An 18,120-nucleotide genomic window follows, 5' to 3' on the forward strand; every position below is an offset into this window, starting at 1 on the left:
TTAGGAGACTTTGGCGGGGTCGACGGCGGCCGCCGCTGCGACGGCGGGGTCGAGGGCGGCGTCACCTTCGGGGCGCTTGCGGGCGTAGAGGTACGTGGCCGCCGCGGTCAGGCACAGGCAGAGGGAGAGGAACAGCAGTCCGCTCTGGTTGCTGCCGGTGGCGTCCTTGAGGAGGCCGACGGCGTACGGGGAGATGAAGCCGCCGAGGTTTCCGAGGGAGTTCACCAGGGCGAGGCCGGAAGCGGCAGCCGCGCCGGTCAGCGCCGCGGAGGGCATCGAGAGGAACGGGGCGATGGCCCCGTAGATCCCCATGGCCGAGACCGTCAGGCCGATCATCGCCAGGACAGGGTTGACCGGCAACAGGTAGCCGGCGGCCAGAAGTCCCACGCCCGCGAGCACCATGCTGACGGCGGAGTGCCAGGCACGCTTGCCGGTCCGGTCGGCGCGCTTGCTCCAGAAGTAGACGAAAACTGCGGCCACGGCATAGGGGATAAAGACGATGAATCCCACCTCGGCCATGGAGAACTTGCCGAGGGCCGCGACGATGGTGGGCATCCACAGGCCCAGGCCGTAGATTCCGCACACCAGGCCGAAGTACAGGGCGGAGTAGACCAGAGTGCGCTTGTCCTTGAGCCCGGCCAGGAAGTTGTGCTTTCCGGACTGGGACTTGGCCGCCAGTTCGGCGTCCATGGTGGCGGACAGCCAGTTGCGCTCGTCAGTCTCAAGCCATTTGGCGTCCCGCGGGCGGTCCGTCATGAGGAGGGGCGTCAGGACGCCGAGGAGGATCGCCGGGATGCCTTCGATGATGTAGAGCCACTGCCAGCCTTGGAGGCCCATGACGCCGTCCAGCTGCAGGAGGAGCCCGGATACCGGGGCGCCGAGCGCGTTGGAGACGGGCTGGGCGAGGATGAAGATGCCCAGCACGGTCACGCGCTGCGCAGCGGGGAACCATAGCGTCAGGTAGAACAGGATCGCCGGGAAGAATCCGGCCTCGGCGGCGCCCAGCAGGAACCGGACGATGTAGTAGGTGCTTTCGCCGTTCACCAGGCACATGGCGGTGGCGAAGAGGCCCCACGTGATGAGGATGCGGGCCAACCACTTCCGGGCCCCGAACCGGTACATGCCCGCGTTGCTGGGAACCTCGAGGAGTGCGTAACCGAGGAAGAAGATGCCGGCGCCAAGGCCGTAGGCAGCGGAGTTCAGGCCGATGTCCTCGCTCATGGTGAGTTTGGCGAATCCGACGTTGTTGCGGTCCAGATAGGCAACGAAGTAGAGCAGGACAATCAGGGGCATGACGCGGCGGCGGACCTTGCGGAGCGTGCGGTCACCCAGTTCGCCGAGTCCGGAGGACTTGGGGGCTAATAGAGTCATCATCGACCTTCTTACGTGCGGTTCCCTCCGGCAGCTTTGCCGCGTAGGGATTCGTGGGTATGTGGGAGAGGTCCTGTCCGCAGCTGCGACTGCGGAATCAGGATCAACCTTTGAGTCAGATGTCAGACATCTGACTCAAGAACTAGGCACGAGCTTAGAATGTGATCCGGATTACGTCAAGAGTCTGTTGGATCAGGCGAAGAGTCCGCAGGCGGGCGTCAGGACTTGGCGCCCCGGACGTAGCGTTCGTAGTCCGCGTTGGTCTGGTCCATGTGCGCATCCATCGCCTGCCGCGAGCGCTCGGCGTCGCCGCTGAGGATGCCATCCAGGACTCTCTGGTGGTAATCGATGGCGTGCTGCTGGATCACGTCGACGGCGGATGTTTCCCGTCGGGTCATGTACAGCAGCTGGCCCAGCTGGGCGAAGAGGGCACGGACAAAGGGGTTGCCGGAGGCCCTCAGGACGGCGTCGTGGAATCCGATATCCGCCTCCACGAAGCGGTCCAGGTCGCCGGACTCGTGGGAGCGCTTCATGTCCTCGATGCACTCGCGCATCCGCTCGGCGTGCTCCGGGGTATAGCGCGTGGCGGCGAGTGCGGCCGCCCCGGTTTCCACCATGCGGCGCATCTCGATCAGCCCCACGGAGACCTGCTCGGCCGCATTGCCGTGCGAGGCCGCCCTGAAGATCGCGTCGAGGCCGGTCCAGTTGTCCGTGGGATTGACGAAGGTTCCCCGGCCGGCCTTCACATAGAGAATGTTTTGCGCGCGGAGCGCCTTCAGGGCTTCACGCACGGTCAGCCTGCTGACACCGTAGGCCTTGGCGATGTCGGCTTCCGGCGGAATCGCAGTGTGGGGCGGGAGCTTTCCGTCGAGGATCTCGGTCAGCAGGCCGTCGACGAGATCGTCGACCAGTGTCCTGCGGCCCATCCCAGTTCCCACCTTCAGTCGCGGCTCGTGCTTCCATCCACATTACCCAAGTCCCTGCGTGCCCCAAGTCACCGCGCAGCCATGTAGGCGTCGAGCTTGGCCAGCGTCCGTTCCAGGTTGACCGGATGGCGGCGAAGGTAGCCGGCCAACCGGAGCAGGCTCTTGCCGCGGACCCGCCGCGCGTCCCACTGTTCCGTGACGAGGGTGCCGGCGGTGCCGTCCGGACCCGTGGACGGTTCGAGCAGGTAACGCCACACGTGGCCGTAGAAGTGCCGCCAGGCGATCCGGTGGCCTTCCTCGAACTCGCAGACCCTGTTCAGGATCTTGTAGTTCACCCGCATCCTCATTTGCATGCCGAACTTGGCGCCGAGGTAGAGCCGTTCGGGCCCGCGCGGCTGGGCTCCCTTCACGGTGTCCGAGCCGTCGATCGCGCTGTGCAGGGCGGGCGTGGCGAGCACGTCGAAGATGGCATCCGGGGCGGCCGCGATGAACCGGCTGCGGGACACGAGATAGCGGGCTTTCATCTGGCAATCCTAGTCCGGGGATGGTGTTGCAGAATGAGGCATGCAGATTTTCCGCAGCACCCCGGGCAACCGGCCGCGCATCGGCGTTCCTGTCCGCCTCACCAGCTCATCCGATCCCGACCCGCGGGTGGCGGAAGCCAACGCATTGTTCGAATACATCGTGGAGCTGTTGCGTGAGGGCGGCGGCGAACCGGTGCTGCTCACCGCTGCGGTGAGCGACGACGGCGGCCTCGGGGCTGCGCTGGAGTCTCTCGACGGCGTCGTGCTTCCCGGCGGCGGCGACCTCGACCCCGGCCTGTACGGCGAGGAGCGAAGCGGAGTCTGTTACGACGTCAATCATGCCCAGGACGAGCTGGACGCGGAGGTGGCGCGGCAGGCGATCGACGCCGGCCTGCCGCTATTGGGCATCTGCAGGGGGCATCAGCTGCTCAATGTCCTCTATGGTGGGACCCTCATCCAGGACATGGCTCCGGGGACGGTGGCGCACCGCGAGCCCGCGCCGGCACACGGGGCCGGTCCGTGGGCCTGGCACGAGGTAGCGGTCCAGGCCGGCTCCAAGGTGGCAGCCCTCTACGGCGGCGGATCCGGTGCCGTGACGGTGAAGATCGCATCGGGCCACCATCAGGCCGTGGCCCGGGTGGCCGGAGCACTGCGGGTGACGGCCGTCGCCGAGGACGGGACCGTTGAAGCGCTGGAGCATCCGGACCGCTGGGTGGTGTCGGTGCAGTGGCATCCCGAGGCATTGGAACTTTCTGCGGCGGAACGGCTGGCACCGTTCCGGGCCTTCGTCGAGGTGTGCCGGAACCGGCCCTAAGGGAGACAACAGAACCCCCGGGGCCAGTTCAATGAGCCCCGGAGGTTCCGGTTCCTTCAATTCCATCCGGGCCAGGGGTCCCGCACGGGGCCCCGGTCAGCTAACGACGCTCACCGCCACCTCGACCGGGACACCGGTGGCCAGCGATTCCTGGGCCGCGTCCGCCACCCGGGACGCCGCCACGGCATCTTCCGGGGTGCAGGGGTTGTCCCGGCGACCAAGGATCAGTTCGACGAAGGCCTCCATCTCGGAGCGGTACGCCTGGTCGAACCGTTCGGCAAACGTCTGGTGGGGCTTCCCGGAGGGGAAGGTAGTCCCAGCTTCGGCGGAGGCCATCGCCGTCTTGTCGTCCAGGCCCACCATCAGCGAACTGCGGGAACCCTGGATTTCGAGCCGGACGTCGTGGCCTGCCCCGTTGTAGCGGGTCGCGGAGACCGTGCCCACGGTGCCGTCGTCGAACGTCACCAGCGCGAGGGCGGTGTCCACATCGCCGGCTTCGCCGATCGCCGGATCCCCGTTGTTGGAGCCCTTGGCGTAGACCTCGACGATTTCGCGGCCGGTGAGCCAGCGCAGGATGTCGAAATCGTGGACCGAGCAGTCCCGGAACAGGCCGCCTGAGCTGGCCAGGAATTCGACCGGGGGCGGCGTCATGTCGCACGTGACGGCGCGGAGGGAATGGATCCAGCCCAGCTCGCCGGCCTGGTAGGCGCGGCGGGCCTCAAGGTAGCCGGCGTCGAACCGGCGCTGATGCCCGATCTGCACCACGCCGTTGCGCTCCCGGATGTAATCGAGCACCGGCAGGGCGTCGTCCACGTTCAGGGCCACAGGCTTTTCGCAGAACACCGGGATCCCGGCGTCCACGCCGGCTTTGATGAGCTCGGGGTGGGTTCCGGTTCCGGTGGCGATGACGAGGCCGTCCACCCCGGAGGCAAGGAGTGTCTCGACCGACGGCAGGAATTCCGCGCCGAGACCGGATGCCACGGTCCGGGCATGATCTTCTGCGACGTCCGTGAGCCGGAGAAGGACACGGATCCCCTGCGGGTTCAGGACCTCGTTGAGGGCGGCGATGTTGTTGGCGTGCATGACGCCGATCCGCCCAACTCCGACGAGCCCCAGGATTACGTCTTTCATACTTCTACTCTCGTGTGTAGTGCGGGCACGGTGGATGCTGCCCGGAACGTCCCAGGCCTTCCAGCGTGGGGATGGCCGTTATCCGTAGGTCTTGCCGGTCGTCTGAGCCACTTCGGCGACTTCGCCCTGGACTTCTTTGACGACGTCGCCGTGGCCGCCGAGTTGTTCGAGTTCGTGGGCGAGTTCGGCGAGTTCGGCGCCGCCGGCCATCTGGGCGGTGAGTTCGTCGAGGGTGATGTCTTTCTTGTCGTAGTAGCCGATCGATTTGCCGCGCTTGAGCAGCAGGAAGCGGTCACCGACGGGGAAGGCGTGGTGCGGGTTGTGGGTGATGAAGATGACGCCGAGGCCGCGGTCGCGGGCTTGCAGGATGTAGCGGAGCACGACGCCGGACTGCTTCACGCCCAGGGCGGCGGTGGGCTCGTCCAGGATCAGGACCTTCGCGCCGAAGTACACGGCCCGGGCGATCGCGACGCACTGGCGTTCACCGCCGGAGAGCTGGCCGATGGGCTGCTCGACGTCGCGCAGGTCGATGCCCATCGCGGCGAGTTCCTTGAGCGTGATCTCCTTCATCTTCTCGACGTCCATGCTCTTGAACGGGCCGAAGCCGGACGTGAGTTCCGAGCCGAGGAAGAAGTTCCGCCAGATCGGCATCAGGGGCACGACGGCGAGGTCCTGGTAGACCGTGGCGATGCCGACGTCCAGGGCGTCACGGGGCGAGGTGAATTTCCGTTCCTCGCCCATGACCTTCAGGATCCCGGCGTCATGCTGGTGCAGGCCGGCGATGATCTTGATCAGGGTGGACTTGCCCGCACCGTTGTCGCCCAGCACGCAGGTGACGCGGCCGTTGTCCACGGCCATGGTGACCTCGGACAGGGCGATGATGTTGCCGTAGTGCTTGGCGATCCCGTCGAGGGAGAGCAGGTGCACCGGGGTGTGGGTGAGGGGGTCTTTTTCGTTCTGCAGCAGGGTCTGCTGGTCGATCTCTTTGGCGTTCATTGTAGTCCGTGCCCCTTTACTTGAGTTCCGCGCGGCGCTTGACGATGAGGTTGACGATGGTGGCCAGCAGCAGCATCAGGCCCAGGAAGAACTTGAACCAGTCCGGGTTCCACTGCGCGTAGACGATGCCCTTGTTGGCCATGCCGAAGATGAACGCGCCGATCGCGCCGCCGATCGCCGAGCCGTAGCCGCCGGTGAGGAGGCAGCCGCCGATGACCGCGGCGATGATGTAGAGGAACTCGTTGCCCACGCCCTCTCCGGACTGCACGGCGTCGAAGGCGAAGAGGTTGTGCATGCCCAGGATCCAGGCACAGAACCCGACTGCCATGAACAGGCCGATCTTGGTGGCCTTGACCGGCACACCGACGGCGCGGGCCGCGTTCGCGTCGCCGCCCACGGCGAAGATCCAGTTCCCGACCCGGGTCCGCATCAGCACCCAGGTGGCCACCGCGACGAGGAGGAACCAGTAGAACACGGTGATCTTGACCTCGACGCCGCCGATGTTGATGGAGGAGGCGAACACCGCCCGGGCCGAGGCGAAGCCGTCCATGGAGGAGATCGAGGGCGAGGACACCGAGCCGCCGATCAGGCGGGTCAGGCCCAGGTTCAGGCCGGTCAGCATCAGGAAGGTCGCCAGGGTCACGATGAAGGATGGGAGTTTGGTCTTCATCAGGATCCAGCCGTTGATGAAGCCGATGGACAACGAGACCACCAGGGCCAGGCCGACACCGACCCAGACGTTCGTGGTGAAGTACCAGCTGAACAGCGACGCCGTCAGCGCCGAGGAGATCACGGCGACGCCGGTGGAGAGGTCGAACTCCCCGCCGATCATCAGCAAGGACACCCCGACCGCCATGATGCCGATCGTGGAGGAACCGTACAGGATGGTCGCCAGCGCGTTGGGCTGGGTGAACGTCGGGGACACCAACGCGAAGAAGATGAAGAGGACGATGGCCCCGACGAGGGCACCGACCTCGGGACGTCCGAGCAGTTTCTGGAACGGACTGCGCTTGGCGACGCGCTCATCGGGCGCCGGCGACTTTGTCTTTGTCTGGGTGATGGTCATGATGATTCTCCTTGCTGCCGGGCCGGCCAGCGGCCGGCCCGGCCAGCGGGCTGTTAGCGGATACCCTGCTTGGCGAACGTCAGGACATCGGCCGCATTTGACTTGTCGACGATGCTCGGGCCGGTGAGGACCGACTGGCCGCCGCCGAGCTTGAAGCCGCCGCGCTTGTTCTGCCAGAGCGCGTCAACGGACATGTAGCCCTGCAGCCACGGCTGCTGGTCCACGGTGAAGAGGACTGCCCCGTCGACGATCTTCTGGGCGAGCTCCGCGTTCAGGTCGAAACTTGCCACCTTGGCTGAGCTGCCGGCATCCGTGACCGATTTGAGGAGCGTGAGGGTGATCGGGGCGCCGAGGCCGATGATGACGTCGGCGTCCTTGGAGGCCTGGAGCTTGGCGGTCGCGGTGGACTGGACGGCGGTCATGTCCTTGCCGTCGACGTAAAGGATTTCAGTTCCGGGGACCTTGGCTTTGACGCCGGCGCAACGGGCTTCAAGGCCCACGTGGCCCTGCTGCTGGATCACGCAGACGGGATGCTTGTAGCCCTCCGCTGCGAGCCTGGTGCCGACGGCCTCGCCGGCGAGTTGTTCGTTGGAACCGAAGTGGGTGAAGGCACCGAGAGCTTGGGAGACACCCTCGCCGGCGTTGAGGCTTACGATGGGGATCCCGGCGTCGGTGGCTTTCTTGAGGACGTCCTTGAGCGCGTCCGGCGTGGCGAGCGTGACAGCGATGCCGTCAACCTTCTGGTCAATGGCCTGCTGGACGAGCTGGGCCTGGCGCCCGGCTTCGGGATCGGACGTGTAGAGAAGCTCGACGTTGTCCTTCGCTGATGCCTCCTCAGCGCCCTTGCGAACGATGTCCCAGAAGGTATCCCCAGCCGCTGCATGCGTAATGAGGGCGACCTTGAGCCGCGGCGTCGAGACGGCCTGGCCGCCACCGGCCGCATTTCCTGTATCCGCGGGCTTGCCGCCACTGCTGGAACACGCGCTCAGGGCCAGCATGGGTACAACGGCAGCCACAAGGGCTGCCTTCCGCCACGAGAACTTGGTCACGATTAATCTCCTTCGATTCTGGGCCACGCCGGCCGCTTCATCGCGTCGGTCTGTGAGCCATCTACAACCGATCATGGTGACTTCAATCACAGATGTCAATAGTTTGTCCTGACATTAGGATGTTTTGACGTAACGCTAAGCGATGAAAACGCCGGTTTCGCGGGCGTGACCAGCACAAAGCTGACAATGCGCCCCCTACTCGCACGGCTCCCCACGGCAGCCCTTGGCTCCTTTTGTCCACCCTGCTACTATCAGAAAAAGGCAGTATGTCCTATCAAGCGAACATGAGCCTGACAAACGCAGACAGACCGCTATCACGGCCGCTGCGGAGCGCAAGGGAGCACGTCCAGTGGCGAATCAACTAAATCTGCGGATCGACCGGTCGTCCCCGGTACCGCTGTACCACCAAGTGGTCCAGGGCATCGAGGCCGCGATACATACCGGACTGCTGGAGCCCGGCAGCCGGCTGGAAAATGAGATCGATCTGGCCGCCCAGCTGAACCTGTCGCGCCCCACGATGCGCAAAGCCATGGATGAGCTGGTCCGCTCCGGCCTCCTGGTCCGCAAGCGCGGCGTTGGTACCCAGGTGGTGTCCAGCCAGGTCCGCCGCCCGCTGGAACTCTCCAGCCTCTACGACGATTTGAGCAACAGCGGCAGCAAACCCACCACCGACGTGCTCAGTTTCTCCCATGAAGAGGCAGACGCCTCGATCCGGAAGGCGCTGCAGCTCCCCGACGGCGCCAAGGTCTACCACTTCACCCGGCTCCGGAAAGTAGGCGGCAAGCCGCTGGCCCTGATGGAGAACTGGGTGCGCGATGACATCACCACGATCGACGAGGCATCCCTGGCATCGCAGGGCCTCTACGGCATTCTGCGCAATGGTGGCGTGAATTTCCGTCTCGCCTCCCAGCGGATCGGCGCCATGATCGCCAACGACTACCAGGCGCCGCTGCTCGAAACAACCGCCGGCTCCGCCCTCGTCACCATGGAGCGCACGGCTGTGGATGACACCGGGCGGATGGTGGAAACCGGCCACCACGCCTACAGGGCCGATTCCTACAGCTTTGAAATGACACTGGTTCAGAGATAAGAGTTCAGAGATAGGCGTTCCGTAACCGGCGCCGTGAGACAAGCGGTCCGACCTAGGCGCCCTGACATCGGCGTCGAGAGAACCACAGTCCGGACACCGGCGTTCAACAGCGAGCACCGCCACCTCCAACCCCGCACACCCGCGCCTTCTTCCGGCGCGACTACGAAAGGGCAGCTTCCATGGCCAACTGGGTCTATCCGCTCGGCACCGCCGCGCAAGGCAAGTGGGACATTTCCATCGGAACATCCGATTCCTCACTGGAGGTGGAGGGCTGGGCCCATACCGGACTGAAGGTCGCCACACTGGCCGCCGGCGGCGCCGTCGAACTGGCCGCCGCAGCGGAGGAACGCATCGTGGTGCCGCTCAACGGCTCCTTCGTGGCGACCGTGGACGGGCAGGAGTATCCGCTGGCCGGGCGGGACAGCGTCTTTAGCGGCCCCAGCGATGTGCTCTACACGGGAACAGACAAGGCCGTGAAGATCACCTCGGCCGACGGCGGACGGGTGGCGGTTGCCACCGCCCCGGCCAAAGCGTCCTACCCGACCCGCCTCATCACGGCCGCCGAGACGCCGGTGGAACTGCGCGGAGCGGGCAACTGCTCCCGCCAGGTGCACAATTTCGGGACCCCCGCCGCACTCGAAGCGGACCGCTTCATCGTTTGCGAGGTCCTCACCCCGGCCGGCAACTGGTCTTCCTATCCCCCGCACAAGCACGATGAGGAAAAGGACGGCGAGACGAACCTCGAGGAGATTTACTACTTCGAAACCCGGGTCACACCGGGAGCGCCGCAGCGCCCGGGCGCCGACGACGCCATCGGCTACCAGCGCGTCTACGCGTCCGACGAGCGGCCCATCGACGTTTCGGCCGAGGTCCGCACCGGCGACGTCGTCCTGGTGCCCTACGGCTGGCACGGGCCCGCCATGGCCACCCCCGGTTACGACATGTACTACCTCAACGTCATGGCCGGCCCGGGCCCGGTCCGCGCTTGGCTCATCAGCGACGACCCGCACCACGGCTGGATCCGCCAGACCTGGGAGGGCCAGGACCTGGACCCGCGGCTGCCGTTCGGCCAGTAGGTCTGCAGGCCGGGCAGTTAGGCCGTCTGCAACTCAGTCGCGGCATCCGCCGTGGAGCTGTCGACGGCGGCCGGCCGGCCGGCGTCGTGCTTCTTTGCAGCGGCTGCCGCGAACACCATGACCGCCAGGCCCAGCACGGTGATCCCGGCCCCGGCCCAGATCGGCGAGGTGTAGCCGAGGCCGGCGGTGATGGTCACGCCGCCCAGCCAGGCACCGAGGGCGTTGCCGACGTTGAAGGCACCGATATTAGCGCCCGAGGCCAGGGTGGGAGCACTGCTGGCGTACTTCATGACGCGCATCTGCAGCCCGGGGACCGTGGCGAAGCCGAAGCCGCCCAGCAGCACCATGGAAGCAATAGTCATCGGCTGGTTGCCGGAGGTCAGGGCGAAGACCACGAGCACCACCACCAACACGGCGAGCACCACGAGCAGGGTGCGGTCCACGTTCTTGTCGGCCGCCTTGCCGCCGAGGGTATTGCCGATGAAGAGCCCGACGCCGAAGAGGATCAGCAGCCACGGCACGGTGGAGGCGGCGAAGCCGGTGACCTCCGTGAGGGTGAACGCGATGTAGGTGAAGGCGCCGAACATGCCGCCGTAGCCCAGGATGGTGACCAGGATGGAAAGCCAGACTTGGCCGGACCGGAAGGCCCGGAGCTCGCTTCGGAGCCCACCGGCGGCCGCCTCGCCGGAGCCGGTTTTCGGGACCAGGGCGAGGATGCCCGCCAGGGCGAGGACGCCAATGACGGTGATCGCCCAGAACGTGGCGCGCCAGCCCGCAGCCTGGCCCAGCATGGTGCCGAACGGGACACCCAGCACATTGGCCGCCGTCAGGCCGGTGAACATGATCGCGATCGCGCCGGCCTTCTTATCGGGCGCCACCATGCTGGCGGCCACCACGGCGCCGATGCCGAAGAACGCTCCGTGCGACAGCGCGGCCAGGATGCGCCCTGCCATCATGATCGGGTAGTCGGGGGCGAGCGCGGAGACGAGGTTGCCGGCGATGAAGAGCACCATCAGCACGGCCAGCACGGGCTTGCGTTCGAATCGCGTCACGGCCGCGGTGAGGCCCAGCGCCCCGACCACGACGGCGAGCGCGTAGCCGGAGATGAGCCAGCCCGCGTTGGCCTCGGTGACGTGGAAGTCTGCGGCCACTTGCGGCAGCAGACCCATGATGACGAACTCGGTGAGTCCGATGCCGAACCCGCCGAGGGCTAGGGCTATCAGGCCAACAGGCATGGGGGTGCTCCTTACAAAGCTGTACGGAAAGGGGTATGACGCGTAAGCTAGTAGTTGCAGACGCGTTATTTATTCTTGCACAAGCAGATACAGCGCGCAAGCAACTATTATTTGATGTGCCTGGCACCACTCCCGCCGGGCACGCTAGCTGAAGGGATTCACCAGATGGGCATCAAGGACGACGCCGTCGAGGTCCGGGCGCAAGGCTGGCGGACCCTCGCGGCCCTGCACGGGCTGATCGAAGCCGAGCTGGAGCGCTCCCTGCAGGCCGAGGCGCAGCTCTCCGTCGTGGAGTACACGGTGCTGGACGCGCTGAGCCGGCAGGACGGCTGGCACATGAGGATGCAGCAGCTGGCCCGCGCCACGGCGTTGAGCGCGAGCGCCACCACGCGCCTGGTCAACCGGCTGGAGGACCGCGGGCTGCTGACCCGGATCCTGTGCGCGGATGACCGCCGCGGGATCTATACCGAGCTCACGCCCAGTGGCATCACGCTGCTCGAGCAGAGCAGGCCGGTCCACGACGCTACCCTGGAGCGCGCGCTGGCCGAGGCTCAGGAAGTGCCGGAACTGGCGCCGCTCGTCGACGCCCTCCCCCGGCTGCACGCCGCGGTCTAACGCGATAACCGCTTCAACCGTATCAACGCAGAAAGCCCCGCCCCCGCTACAGCCCAAGTGACTCGCAGCAGGGGCCGTTATGAAGGCTCATAACGGCCCCTGCTGCTAGCTAGTTGGGTCATGCCGGGGGCGGGGCTTGCTGCTTTGTCAGGCTACGCGGTTGGTAACGCTATACGGTGACGGATTGCTTGGCGGCCGCCTGTTTGAAGAAGTGTTCCAGATCCTCGAGGCTCTTGCCCCGGGTCTCCGGAACCACGCGCTTCACCCAGACGATGGCTGCCAGTTGGATCGCCACGAAGATGAAGAAGGTCACGGAGACGCCGATCCAGGACACCATCTGCGGGAAGAAGAACCCGATCAGGAAGTTGATCATCCACAGGACGAAGACACAGATCCCCATGCCAATGCCGCGGACGTGCAGCGGGAAGATTTCGGCCATCGTCAGCCACGTCACCGTGCCGATGCAGGACTGCATCGAGGCGAGGAACGTCACCATGAACAGCAGCACCAGATAGCCGCGGAGCATGCTTTCCGGGATCGCCATGGAGATGATGCCGATGGCCAGCAGGGACGTTGCCGTGCCGATCAAGCCGGCGATCAGCATGGACTTCCTGGGCAGACGCGACATGAGGGACATTCCGACGACGACGGCGACTACCGAAGTGACGCCGTTGACGACGTTGGCAATCAGGGCGCCCTGATCGCCGAAGCCGGAGCTGGAGAGGATGGAGGTGCCGTAGTACATGATGGCGTTGACGCCGCTGATCTGGTTGATCACGGCCAGCCCCAGTCCGACGACGAAGATGCGCCGGATCCACGGCACCGTGAGGTCGCGGAATGTGCCGAGTTTGGATTGGTAATCTTCCCTCGCGGCCTGCCGGACTTCGTCGAACTCGGTGGAGATGTCCTCCGTGGCGCGCGACCGGCGCAGTACCTCAAGCACTTCACCGAAGCGGCCGGCCGAAGCCAGCCAGCGGGGGCTTTCCGGCAGAACCAGCATGCCAAACCAGAGGACGACGGCGGGCAGCGTGGCAATAACGAGCATCCACCGCCACACGTGGGAGGCCTCCGGGAAGGCGTTGCCCAGTACGGCATTGAACGTAAAGGCCAGGAACTGCCCCGTGACAATCATGAGTTCGTTCTGCGTCACGATGCGTCCGCGCTGGGCTGCCGGGGACATTTCCGCGAGGTAGACCGGAACAATCACCGATGCTCCGCCGACGGCAAGGCCCAGCAGGGTGCGCGAGGCGATGAGCAGTTCAGTGCTCGGCGAGACAGAGCAGGCAACGGTGGCCACCGCAAAGATCAACGCGAGCCCCATGATGGTCCGGCGCCGGCCGAAGCGGTCCGAGAGCCGGCCCGCCGAGATGGCACCGAACGCCGCACCGAAGAGCAGTGTGGATGTCACGAGTCCCTCGGTCAGCGGAGTGAGGCCGAGGTCCCGCTGCATGAACGGCAGGGCGCCGTTGATGACGCCCGTGTCATAGCCGAAGAGGAGGCCGCCAAACGTGGAGAAGAGCGCCACGCGCCGCATGAACCTCTTGGGATTCGATGCTCCACCGGTTCTCCGGACGGCGGCTTCCTGGACATCGGAGTCAGCCTCGGAAACGGGCGCGTCCGTGGGCGGAGCCGAATTCGTCAGTGTTCCGTCGGACTTCGTCATAGACTCGCCTTCTCGACGCGCTGCATCATGGTCTCCAGCTGGTAGCGGGAGACCTCGGCAGCGTTGTCGTCCTCGGCGAAGACGCTGGAGACCATGACGGTGTCCTCGCGGTCGAGGAAGCCGATTTCCTTCAGGCCGCCGAAGAACTCGTCCCAGTTGACGTCGCCGTCGCCGATTTTCAGGTGCTGGTGCACGCGCACCGGGTTCCCGGGCGGGTTGGTGATGTAGCGCAGCCCATGCGAGGCGTGGTGGTTCATGGTGTCGGCGACGTGGACCAGGCGCAGCTTGTCCCCCGCGGCCCGCATGATCTCCAGCGGTTCGTTCTTCATGTGGAAGCTGTGCGAGGCCACGTAGACCAGGCCCACGTTCTTCGAGTTCAGTCCGCGGATCACCCGGATCGCGGCGAGGCCTTCCTCGACGAAGTCGTCCGGGTGCGGATCGATCAGCAGGTCAATCCCCTCCCGCTCGATGATGGGGAGCAGTTCCTCCATCGAACGGTAGAAGGCACGCTCGGATTCCTCGGCCTTCTCCGGTCGGCCGCTGAATTCGGTGTTCATGGTGCTGACGCCGAGGTCCACGGTGATCTGGATGGCGCGCTTCCAGTAGCGGACGGCGGCCTCGCGGGCGTCCTCGTCCGGGCCGGACCATCGCAGCACGGGCAGCACCGAGGCAATTTCGATTCCCGCGTCCTTGCAGGCCTTGTTCAGCTTGCCCACAAGCTCGTCGTCGGCCTTCGGGTGGTTGAAGAACGGGATGAAATCGGCGTGCGGGGTCATCTGCATGTACTTGTAGCCGAGGTCGGCGACCACGCGCGGGAACTCGAGGAGTCCGTGGCTGTGGTGGAACGGCGTGGGGTCAAGGGCGATTTTCACTTCTGAACACTCCATTGTGGATCTGGCGGACGCGCGGCCGGCCGGCGCCGTGTTGTTAGCAGAAGGCGGCCGGCCGGCAGGGTTCCTAGCGGTAGAGGGCAGGCTTGGCGTTGAGCTTCACGGCGACCTTTTCGCCGTTCTTCTGCGCCTCGACGCCGGCTTCGCAGCAGGCGGCGGTGGCGTAGCCGTCCCAGGCGGTGGGGCCGCCGATCTCGTCGCGGAGGGCCGCGTCGACCCAGGACTGGATTTCGACGTCGTACGCCGCCCCGAAACGCTCCTCGAAGCCGGGGGTGACGTTGCCGCCCCAGTGTCCGTTGCTGCGGGTGTACGGGCCCTTGTCCCCGCCGATGCTGACGATGCCGTCCTCAAAGGAGGCCTGGGTGGCCACTTCGTAGCCGAACTTCGCGTTCACGTAGATCTCGACGTCGGCCAGGACGCCGGACTCGGTCTCGATCAGGACGTGCTGCGGGTCGTGCTGACCAGCCGGGGCGTTCCTGGTGGGCTTGCCGAGGCGGACCTGGACCGAGGTGATTTCCTCGCTGGTGAAGTAGCGGATGGCGTCGAACTCGTGGACCACGGAATCGTTGATCAGCATCTCGTTGGTGAAGCCTGCCGGGGTGGTCGGGTTCCGGTGCTGGTGGTGCAGCATGAGCAGCTCGCCGAGTTCGGAGTCGCGGATGATCTTGCCCAGGGCGGCGTATTCGGCGTCGAAGCGGCGCATGAAGCCGACCTGGATGCGCTTGTGGCCGAGCTTTTCTTCAGCCTCGACGATCTTCCACGCGGACTCGGCGTCCGGGGTGAGCGGCTTCTCGCAGAGGATCGGGATGTCCTTGGCGATCGCCTTGAGCAGGATGTCCTCGTGCAGGAAGCCGGGGGTGGCGATCAGCACAGCGTTGACGTCGCCGTTGTTCAGGGCTTCGTCGGCGTCGGCCAGGGCGACGGCGCCCGGGATGCCTTCGATGGCGGCCTGGGCGCGGGCGAGGTCGACGTCGACGACGGCGGCAACTTCGGCGCCGTGGATGCGGGTGTTGAGCCGCTGGATGTGGTCTGCTCCCATACGGCCGGCGCCGATGACAGCTACGCGGAGGGTCTTGGTCATGATTTTGTCCTCAGTTCTAGTTGACGGCGGTGCGGGAGCCGCAGGAGAGCAGGTAGTTGCGGGTGCGCTTGGCGATCGGCATCGGGACGTCGAAGGCCACGGGGTACATGTCCTGTTCCACAATGCCAAAGATCGGGCGGTTGAGCGCCTCGACGGCTTCGATGACGGCGCGCAGGTCCGGCAGTCCGTTCGGCGGTTCGGTCATGACGCCGGCCAGGTTGGCGGCGGCCCAGGTCATGTTTTCCTCGTTGACCTTTTTGAGGATGTCCGGGTTGATCTGCTTGAGGTGCAGGTAGCCGATCCGGTCCGGATAGTTCTTGATCAGGTCGAGGCTGGAGGCCCCGCAGTATTCTGCGTGGCCGGTGTCCAGGCAGAGGTTGAGGTATTTGGAGTCCGTGGCGGCGAGAAGGGTCTCGATGTCCTCCTGTGCGCCGACATGGGAGTCTGCGTGCGAGTGGAACTGTTGCTTCAGGCCGAAGTCCTCCAGCAGGGTCTTGCCCAGACGGTTGTGGCCCGTGAAGAGGTCGCTCCACGCCTTCTCGGTAAGCGTGCCGCTCTCGACGGCCTCGCCGGTGACGTCGTCGCGCCACATCGCCGGGATGACCACGATGTGTTCCCCGCCCATCGCGGCGGTGAGTTCGGCGACCTTGCGGGCCGGCTCCCATGCGGTTTCCCACTGGTGCAGGCCGCGGTGGAAGGCGGTGAACACGGTGCCTGCGGTGACCTTCAGGTCGCGGGCCTTGAGTTCTTCAGCGAGGCGGGAGGGGTCGGTGGGAAGGTAGCCGTAGGGGCCCAGTTCGATCCACTTGTAGCCGGATTCGGCGACCTCGTCCAGGAAGCGTTCCCACGGGGTCTGCTGCGGGTCGTCCGCAAACCAGACGCCCCAGGAGTCCGGCGCGGTGCCGATGATCAGCTTGTTCTCTGTCATTTCCATTCCTTCTCATCGATTGCTCCGCAGGTGCCGTTTTGGACGCTCAAAACGGCGGTTGCGGAGCAATCGATCGTGTCTGTTGGGTGGGCCCACGCCGCCAGGGTTCCCTGGCGGTGGGGACTAGTTGGAGGGGAAGTTGTAGGAGGCGCCGGAGGCGTGATGCGTTTCGGGCCAGCGGGAGGTGACCACCTTGCCGCGGGTGTAGAAGGAGACGCCTTCGGGGCCGTAGATGTGCTTGTCACCGAAGAGGGATGCCTTCCAGCCGCCGAAGGAGTGGTAGGCGACCGGCACGGGCAGGGGGACGTTGATGCCGATCATGCCGACGTCCACGGAGCGCTGGAACTTGCGGGCGCTGGCGCCGGAGGAGGTGAAGATCGCGGTGCCGTTGCCGTACGGGTTGGCGTTGATCAGGGCGATGCCGGCGTCGAGGTCCTCGACGCGGACCACAACCAGGACGGGCCCGAAGATTTCCTCGGTGTAGGCGGTCATCCCGGCCGTGACGTGGTCCAGGACGGTGGGGCCGACCCAGAAGCCGTCCTCGTGGCCGGGGACGACGAGGTCGCGGCCGTCGACCACCATGGCGGCGCCGGCGGTTTCGGCTTCGGTGACGATCCGGACGATGCGTTCCTTGGAGGCGGGGGTGATGACCGGGCCCATTTCGGCGTCGGGCACGGTGCCGTTGTTGACCTTGATGTCCAGGGCGCGTTCCTGGACCTTCTTGACCAGCAGGTCGGCGGCGTCGCCGACGGCGACGGCAACCGAGATGGCCATGCAGCGTTCGCCGGCGGAGCCGAAGGCGGCGGCGGCGAGGTGGTCGGCGGCGTTGTCGAGGTCGGCGTCGGGCAGGATGATCGCGTGGTTCTTCGCCCCGCCGAGGGCCTGGACGCGCTTGCCGTGCTTGGTGGCGGTCTCGTGGACGTACTTCGCGATCGGGGTGGAGCCGACGAAGGAGATGCCGTCCACGTCCGGGTGGGTCAGGAGGCCGTCGACCGTTTCCTTGTCGCCGTGCAGGACCTGGAAGACGCCGTCGGGCAGGCCGGCCTGCTTCCACAGCTTGGCCAGGAGCATGGAGGCGGAGGGGTCGCGTTCGGAGGGCTTGAGGATGAAGGCGTTGCCGGTGGCGATCGCCATCGGGGCCATCCACAGCGGCACCATGACCGGGAAGTTGAACGGGGTGATCCCGGCAACGACACCGAGGGGCTCGCGGAAGGAGAAGACGTCGATGCCGGTGGAGACCTGGTCCGAGTAGTCGCCCTTGAGCAGCTGCGGGATGCCGCAGGCAAACTCGATGACCTCCAGGCCGCGGCCGATCTCACCCTTGGCGTCGGAGAGGACCTTGCCGTGCTCGGCGGTGATCAGCTCGGCGAGCTCGTCGATGTGGGAGGCGACAAGTTCGCGGAACTTGAACAGCACCGCGGTGCGCTTGGCCAGGGAGATATCGCCCCAGGTGTCCGCAGCCTTGCGGGCCGCGGCGACCGTGGCGTCCAGGTCCGCCCGGTTGGCCAGCCGCAGCTCCGCGGAGACCGCGCCGGTCGCGGGGTTGTAGACGGGCTGGGTGCGGGTGCCCTCGCCGGAGGTTTCGGCGCCGTTGATGAAGTGGCTGATGGTGGTGACGGTCGTCGTTGACATGGTGATGGACTTCCTTGGTCTGTGGCTGTTCGT

17 protein-coding genes are annotated in these 18,120 nt (G+C 66.0%); 4 read left to right on the forward strand and 13 right to left on the reverse strand.

Annotation, left to right across the window (positions count from 1 at the left end):
* The 3 genes from ACVWYS_RS14970 to ACVWYS_RS14980 all read right to left on the reverse strand — a co-directional run bounded on the left by ACVWYS_RS14970 (nt 1) and on the right by ACVWYS_RS14980 (nt 2,821).
* The gene (locus ACVWYS_RS14970) at nt 1-1,374 is read right to left on the reverse strand and encodes an MFS transporter (protein ID WP_456507386.1); all 1,374 of its coding nucleotides are present in this window, start codon (nt 1,372-1,374) and stop codon (nt 1-3) included.
* 215 nt (nt 1,375-1,589) lie between these two features.
* Nucleotides 1,590-2,297: a FadR/GntR family transcriptional regulator gene (locus ACVWYS_RS14975; protein WP_344363679.1), complete on the reverse strand. Its 708-nt coding sequence runs from the start codon at nt 2,295-2,297 to the stop codon at nt 1,590-1,592.
* 68 nt (nt 2,298-2,365) lie between these two features.
* A complete protein-coding gene (locus ACVWYS_RS14980; protein ID WP_344363676.1) occupies nt 2,366-2,821 on the reverse strand; it encodes an SRPBCC family protein in 456 nt (151 codons plus the stop codon).
* Between the two features lie 40 nt (nt 2,822-2,861).
* On the opposite strand from ACVWYS_RS14980, the gene ACVWYS_RS14985 reads away from it, so the two are divergent.
* Entirely contained in the window at nt 2,862-3,635 is a 774-nt protein-coding gene (locus ACVWYS_RS14985; protein WP_456507387.1) for a gamma-glutamyl-gamma-aminobutyrate hydrolase family protein, read from the forward strand.
* A 96-nt stretch (nt 3,636-3,731) separates the two neighbouring features.
* On the opposite strand, the gene ACVWYS_RS14990 is transcribed toward ACVWYS_RS14985, so the two are convergent.
* The 4 genes from ACVWYS_RS14990 to ACVWYS_RS15005 all read right to left on the reverse strand — a co-directional run bounded on the left by ACVWYS_RS14990 (nt 3,732) and on the right by ACVWYS_RS15005 (nt 7,877).
* A complete protein-coding gene (locus ACVWYS_RS14990; RefSeq protein WP_456510004.1) occupies nt 3,732-4,766 on the reverse strand; it encodes a Gfo/Idh/MocA family oxidoreductase in 1,035 nt (344 codons plus the stop codon).
* A gap of 78 nt (nt 4,767-4,844) precedes the next feature.
* Complete coding sequence (locus ACVWYS_RS14995) at nt 4,845-5,762, reverse strand: ATP-binding cassette domain-containing protein (protein ID WP_456507389.1); 918 nt, start codon at nt 5,760-5,762, stop codon at nt 4,845-4,847.
* A 16-nt stretch (nt 5,763-5,778) separates the two neighbouring features.
* Nucleotides 5,779-6,828 (reverse strand): ABC transporter permease, encoded by a 1,050-nt coding sequence (locus ACVWYS_RS15000; RefSeq protein ID WP_344363666.1) that lies wholly within the window; start codon nt 6,826-6,828, stop codon nt 5,779-5,781.
* A 53-nt stretch (nt 6,829-6,881) separates the two neighbouring features.
* On the reverse strand, nt 6,882-7,877 hold the full coding sequence (locus ACVWYS_RS15005; protein ID WP_344363664.1) for a substrate-binding domain-containing protein: 996 nt from the start codon (nt 7,875-7,877) through the stop codon (nt 6,882-6,884).
* 349 nt (nt 7,878-8,226) lie between these two features.
* On the opposite strand from ACVWYS_RS15005, the gene ACVWYS_RS15010 reads away from it, so the two are divergent.
* Entirely contained in the window at nt 8,227-8,967 is a 741-nt protein-coding gene (locus ACVWYS_RS15010) for a GntR family transcriptional regulator (RefSeq protein WP_456507390.1), read from the forward strand.
* Nucleotides 8,968-9,146: 179 nt separating this feature from the next.
* Entirely contained in the window at nt 9,147-10,043 is an 897-nt protein-coding gene (gene iolB / locus ACVWYS_RS15015) for a 5-deoxy-glucuronate isomerase (protein WP_456507391.1), read from the forward strand.
* Between the two features lie 17 nt (nt 10,044-10,060).
* Here the strand turns inward: iolB and ACVWYS_RS15020 are convergent, their stop codons facing one another.
* Nucleotides 10,061-11,278: an MFS transporter gene (locus tag ACVWYS_RS15020; RefSeq protein WP_456507392.1), complete on the reverse strand. Its 1,218-nt coding sequence runs from the start codon at nt 11,276-11,278 to the stop codon at nt 10,061-10,063.
* A gap of 165 nt (nt 11,279-11,443) precedes the next feature.
* On the opposite strand from ACVWYS_RS15020, the gene ACVWYS_RS15025 reads away from it, so the two are divergent.
* On the forward strand, nt 11,444-11,893 hold the full coding sequence (locus tag ACVWYS_RS15025; RefSeq protein WP_091251470.1) for a MarR family winged helix-turn-helix transcriptional regulator: 450 nt from the start codon (nt 11,444-11,446) through the stop codon (nt 11,891-11,893).
* Nucleotides 11,894-12,062: 169 nt separating this feature from the next.
* Here ACVWYS_RS15025 and ACVWYS_RS15030 read toward each other — a convergent pair whose 3' ends face one another.
* From ACVWYS_RS15030 to ACVWYS_RS15050, 5 genes are all read right to left on the reverse strand, one after another.
* On the reverse strand, nt 12,063-13,556 hold the full coding sequence (locus ACVWYS_RS15030; RefSeq protein WP_456507393.1) for a sugar porter family MFS transporter: 1,494 nt from the start codon (nt 13,554-13,556) through the stop codon (nt 12,063-12,065).
* The gene (locus ACVWYS_RS15035) at nt 13,553-14,428 is read right to left on the reverse strand and encodes a sugar phosphate isomerase/epimerase family protein (RefSeq protein WP_456507394.1); all 876 of its coding nucleotides are present in this window, start codon (nt 14,426-14,428) and stop codon (nt 13,553-13,555) included. The genes ACVWYS_RS15030 and ACVWYS_RS15035 overlap by 4 nt, the downstream gene beginning before the upstream one ends.
* 85 nt (nt 14,429-14,513) lie before the next feature.
* Nucleotides 14,514-15,527 (reverse strand): Gfo/Idh/MocA family protein, encoded by a 1,014-nt coding sequence (locus ACVWYS_RS15040; protein WP_456507395.1) that lies wholly within the window; start codon nt 15,525-15,527, stop codon nt 14,514-14,516.
* 16 nt (nt 15,528-15,543) lie between these two features.
* A complete protein-coding gene (locus tag ACVWYS_RS15045; protein WP_456507396.1) occupies nt 15,544-16,455 on the reverse strand; it encodes a sugar phosphate isomerase/epimerase family protein in 912 nt (303 codons plus the stop codon).
* Nucleotides 16,456-16,578: 123 nt separating this feature from the next.
* Complete coding sequence (locus tag ACVWYS_RS15050) at nt 16,579-18,087, reverse strand: CoA-acylating methylmalonate-semialdehyde dehydrogenase (RefSeq protein ID WP_456506738.1); 1,509 nt, start codon at nt 18,085-18,087, stop codon at nt 16,579-16,581.
* Nucleotides 18,088-18,120: the final 33 nt, after the last annotated feature.

It is taken from the genome of Arthrobacter sp. TE12231, assembly GCF_054062895.1.

Coding starts and splice junctions, on each gene's coding strand:
- ACVWYS_RS14970 (WP_456507386.1), bottom strand. CDS start 1,374: ATGATGACTCTATTAGCCCCCAAGTCCTCCGGACTCGGCGAACTGGGT.
- ACVWYS_RS14975 (WP_344363679.1), bottom strand. CDS start 2,297: ATGGGCCGCAGGACACTGGTCGACGATCTCGTCGACGGCCTGCTGACC.
- ACVWYS_RS14980 (WP_344363676.1), bottom strand. CDS start 2,821: ATGAAAGCCCGCTATCTCGTGTCCCGCAGCCGGTTCATCGCGGCCGCC.
- ACVWYS_RS14985 (WP_456507387.1), top strand. CDS start 2,862: ATGCAGATTTTCCGCAGCACCCCGGGCAACCGGCCGCGCATCGGCGTT.
- ACVWYS_RS14990 (WP_456510004.1), bottom strand. CDS start 4,766: ATGAAAGACGTAATCCTGGGGCTCGTCGGAGTTGGGCGGATCGGCGTC.
- ACVWYS_RS14995 (WP_456507389.1), bottom strand. CDS start 5,762: ATGAACGCCAAAGAGATCGACCAGCAGACCCTGCTGCAGAACGAAAAA.
- ACVWYS_RS15000 (WP_344363666.1), bottom strand. CDS start 6,828: ATGACCATCACCCAGACAAAGACAAAGTCGCCGGCGCCCGATGAGCGC.
- iolB (WP_456507391.1), top strand. CDS start 9,147: ATGGCCAACTGGGTCTATCCGCTCGGCACCGCCGCGCAAGGCAAGTGG.
- ACVWYS_RS15020 (WP_456507392.1), bottom strand. CDS start 11,278: ATGCCTGTTGGCCTGATAGCCCTAGCCCTCGGCGGGTTCGGCATCGGA.
- ACVWYS_RS15025 (WP_091251470.1), top strand. CDS start 11,444: ATGGGCATCAAGGACGACGCCGTCGAGGTCCGGGCGCAAGGCTGGCGG.
- ACVWYS_RS15030 (WP_456507393.1), bottom strand. CDS start 13,556: ATGACGAAGTCCGACGGAACACTGACGAATTCGGCTCCGCCCACGGAC.
- ACVWYS_RS15040 (WP_456507395.1), bottom strand. CDS start 15,527: ATGACCAAGACCCTCCGCGTAGCTGTCATCGGCGCCGGCCGTATGGGA.
- ACVWYS_RS15045 (WP_456507396.1), bottom strand. CDS start 16,455: ATGACAGAGAACAAGCTGATCATCGGCACCGCGCCGGACTCCTGGGGC.
- ACVWYS_RS15050 (WP_456506738.1), bottom strand. CDS start 18,087: ATGTCAACGACGACCGTCACCACCATCAGCCACTTCATCAACGGCGCC.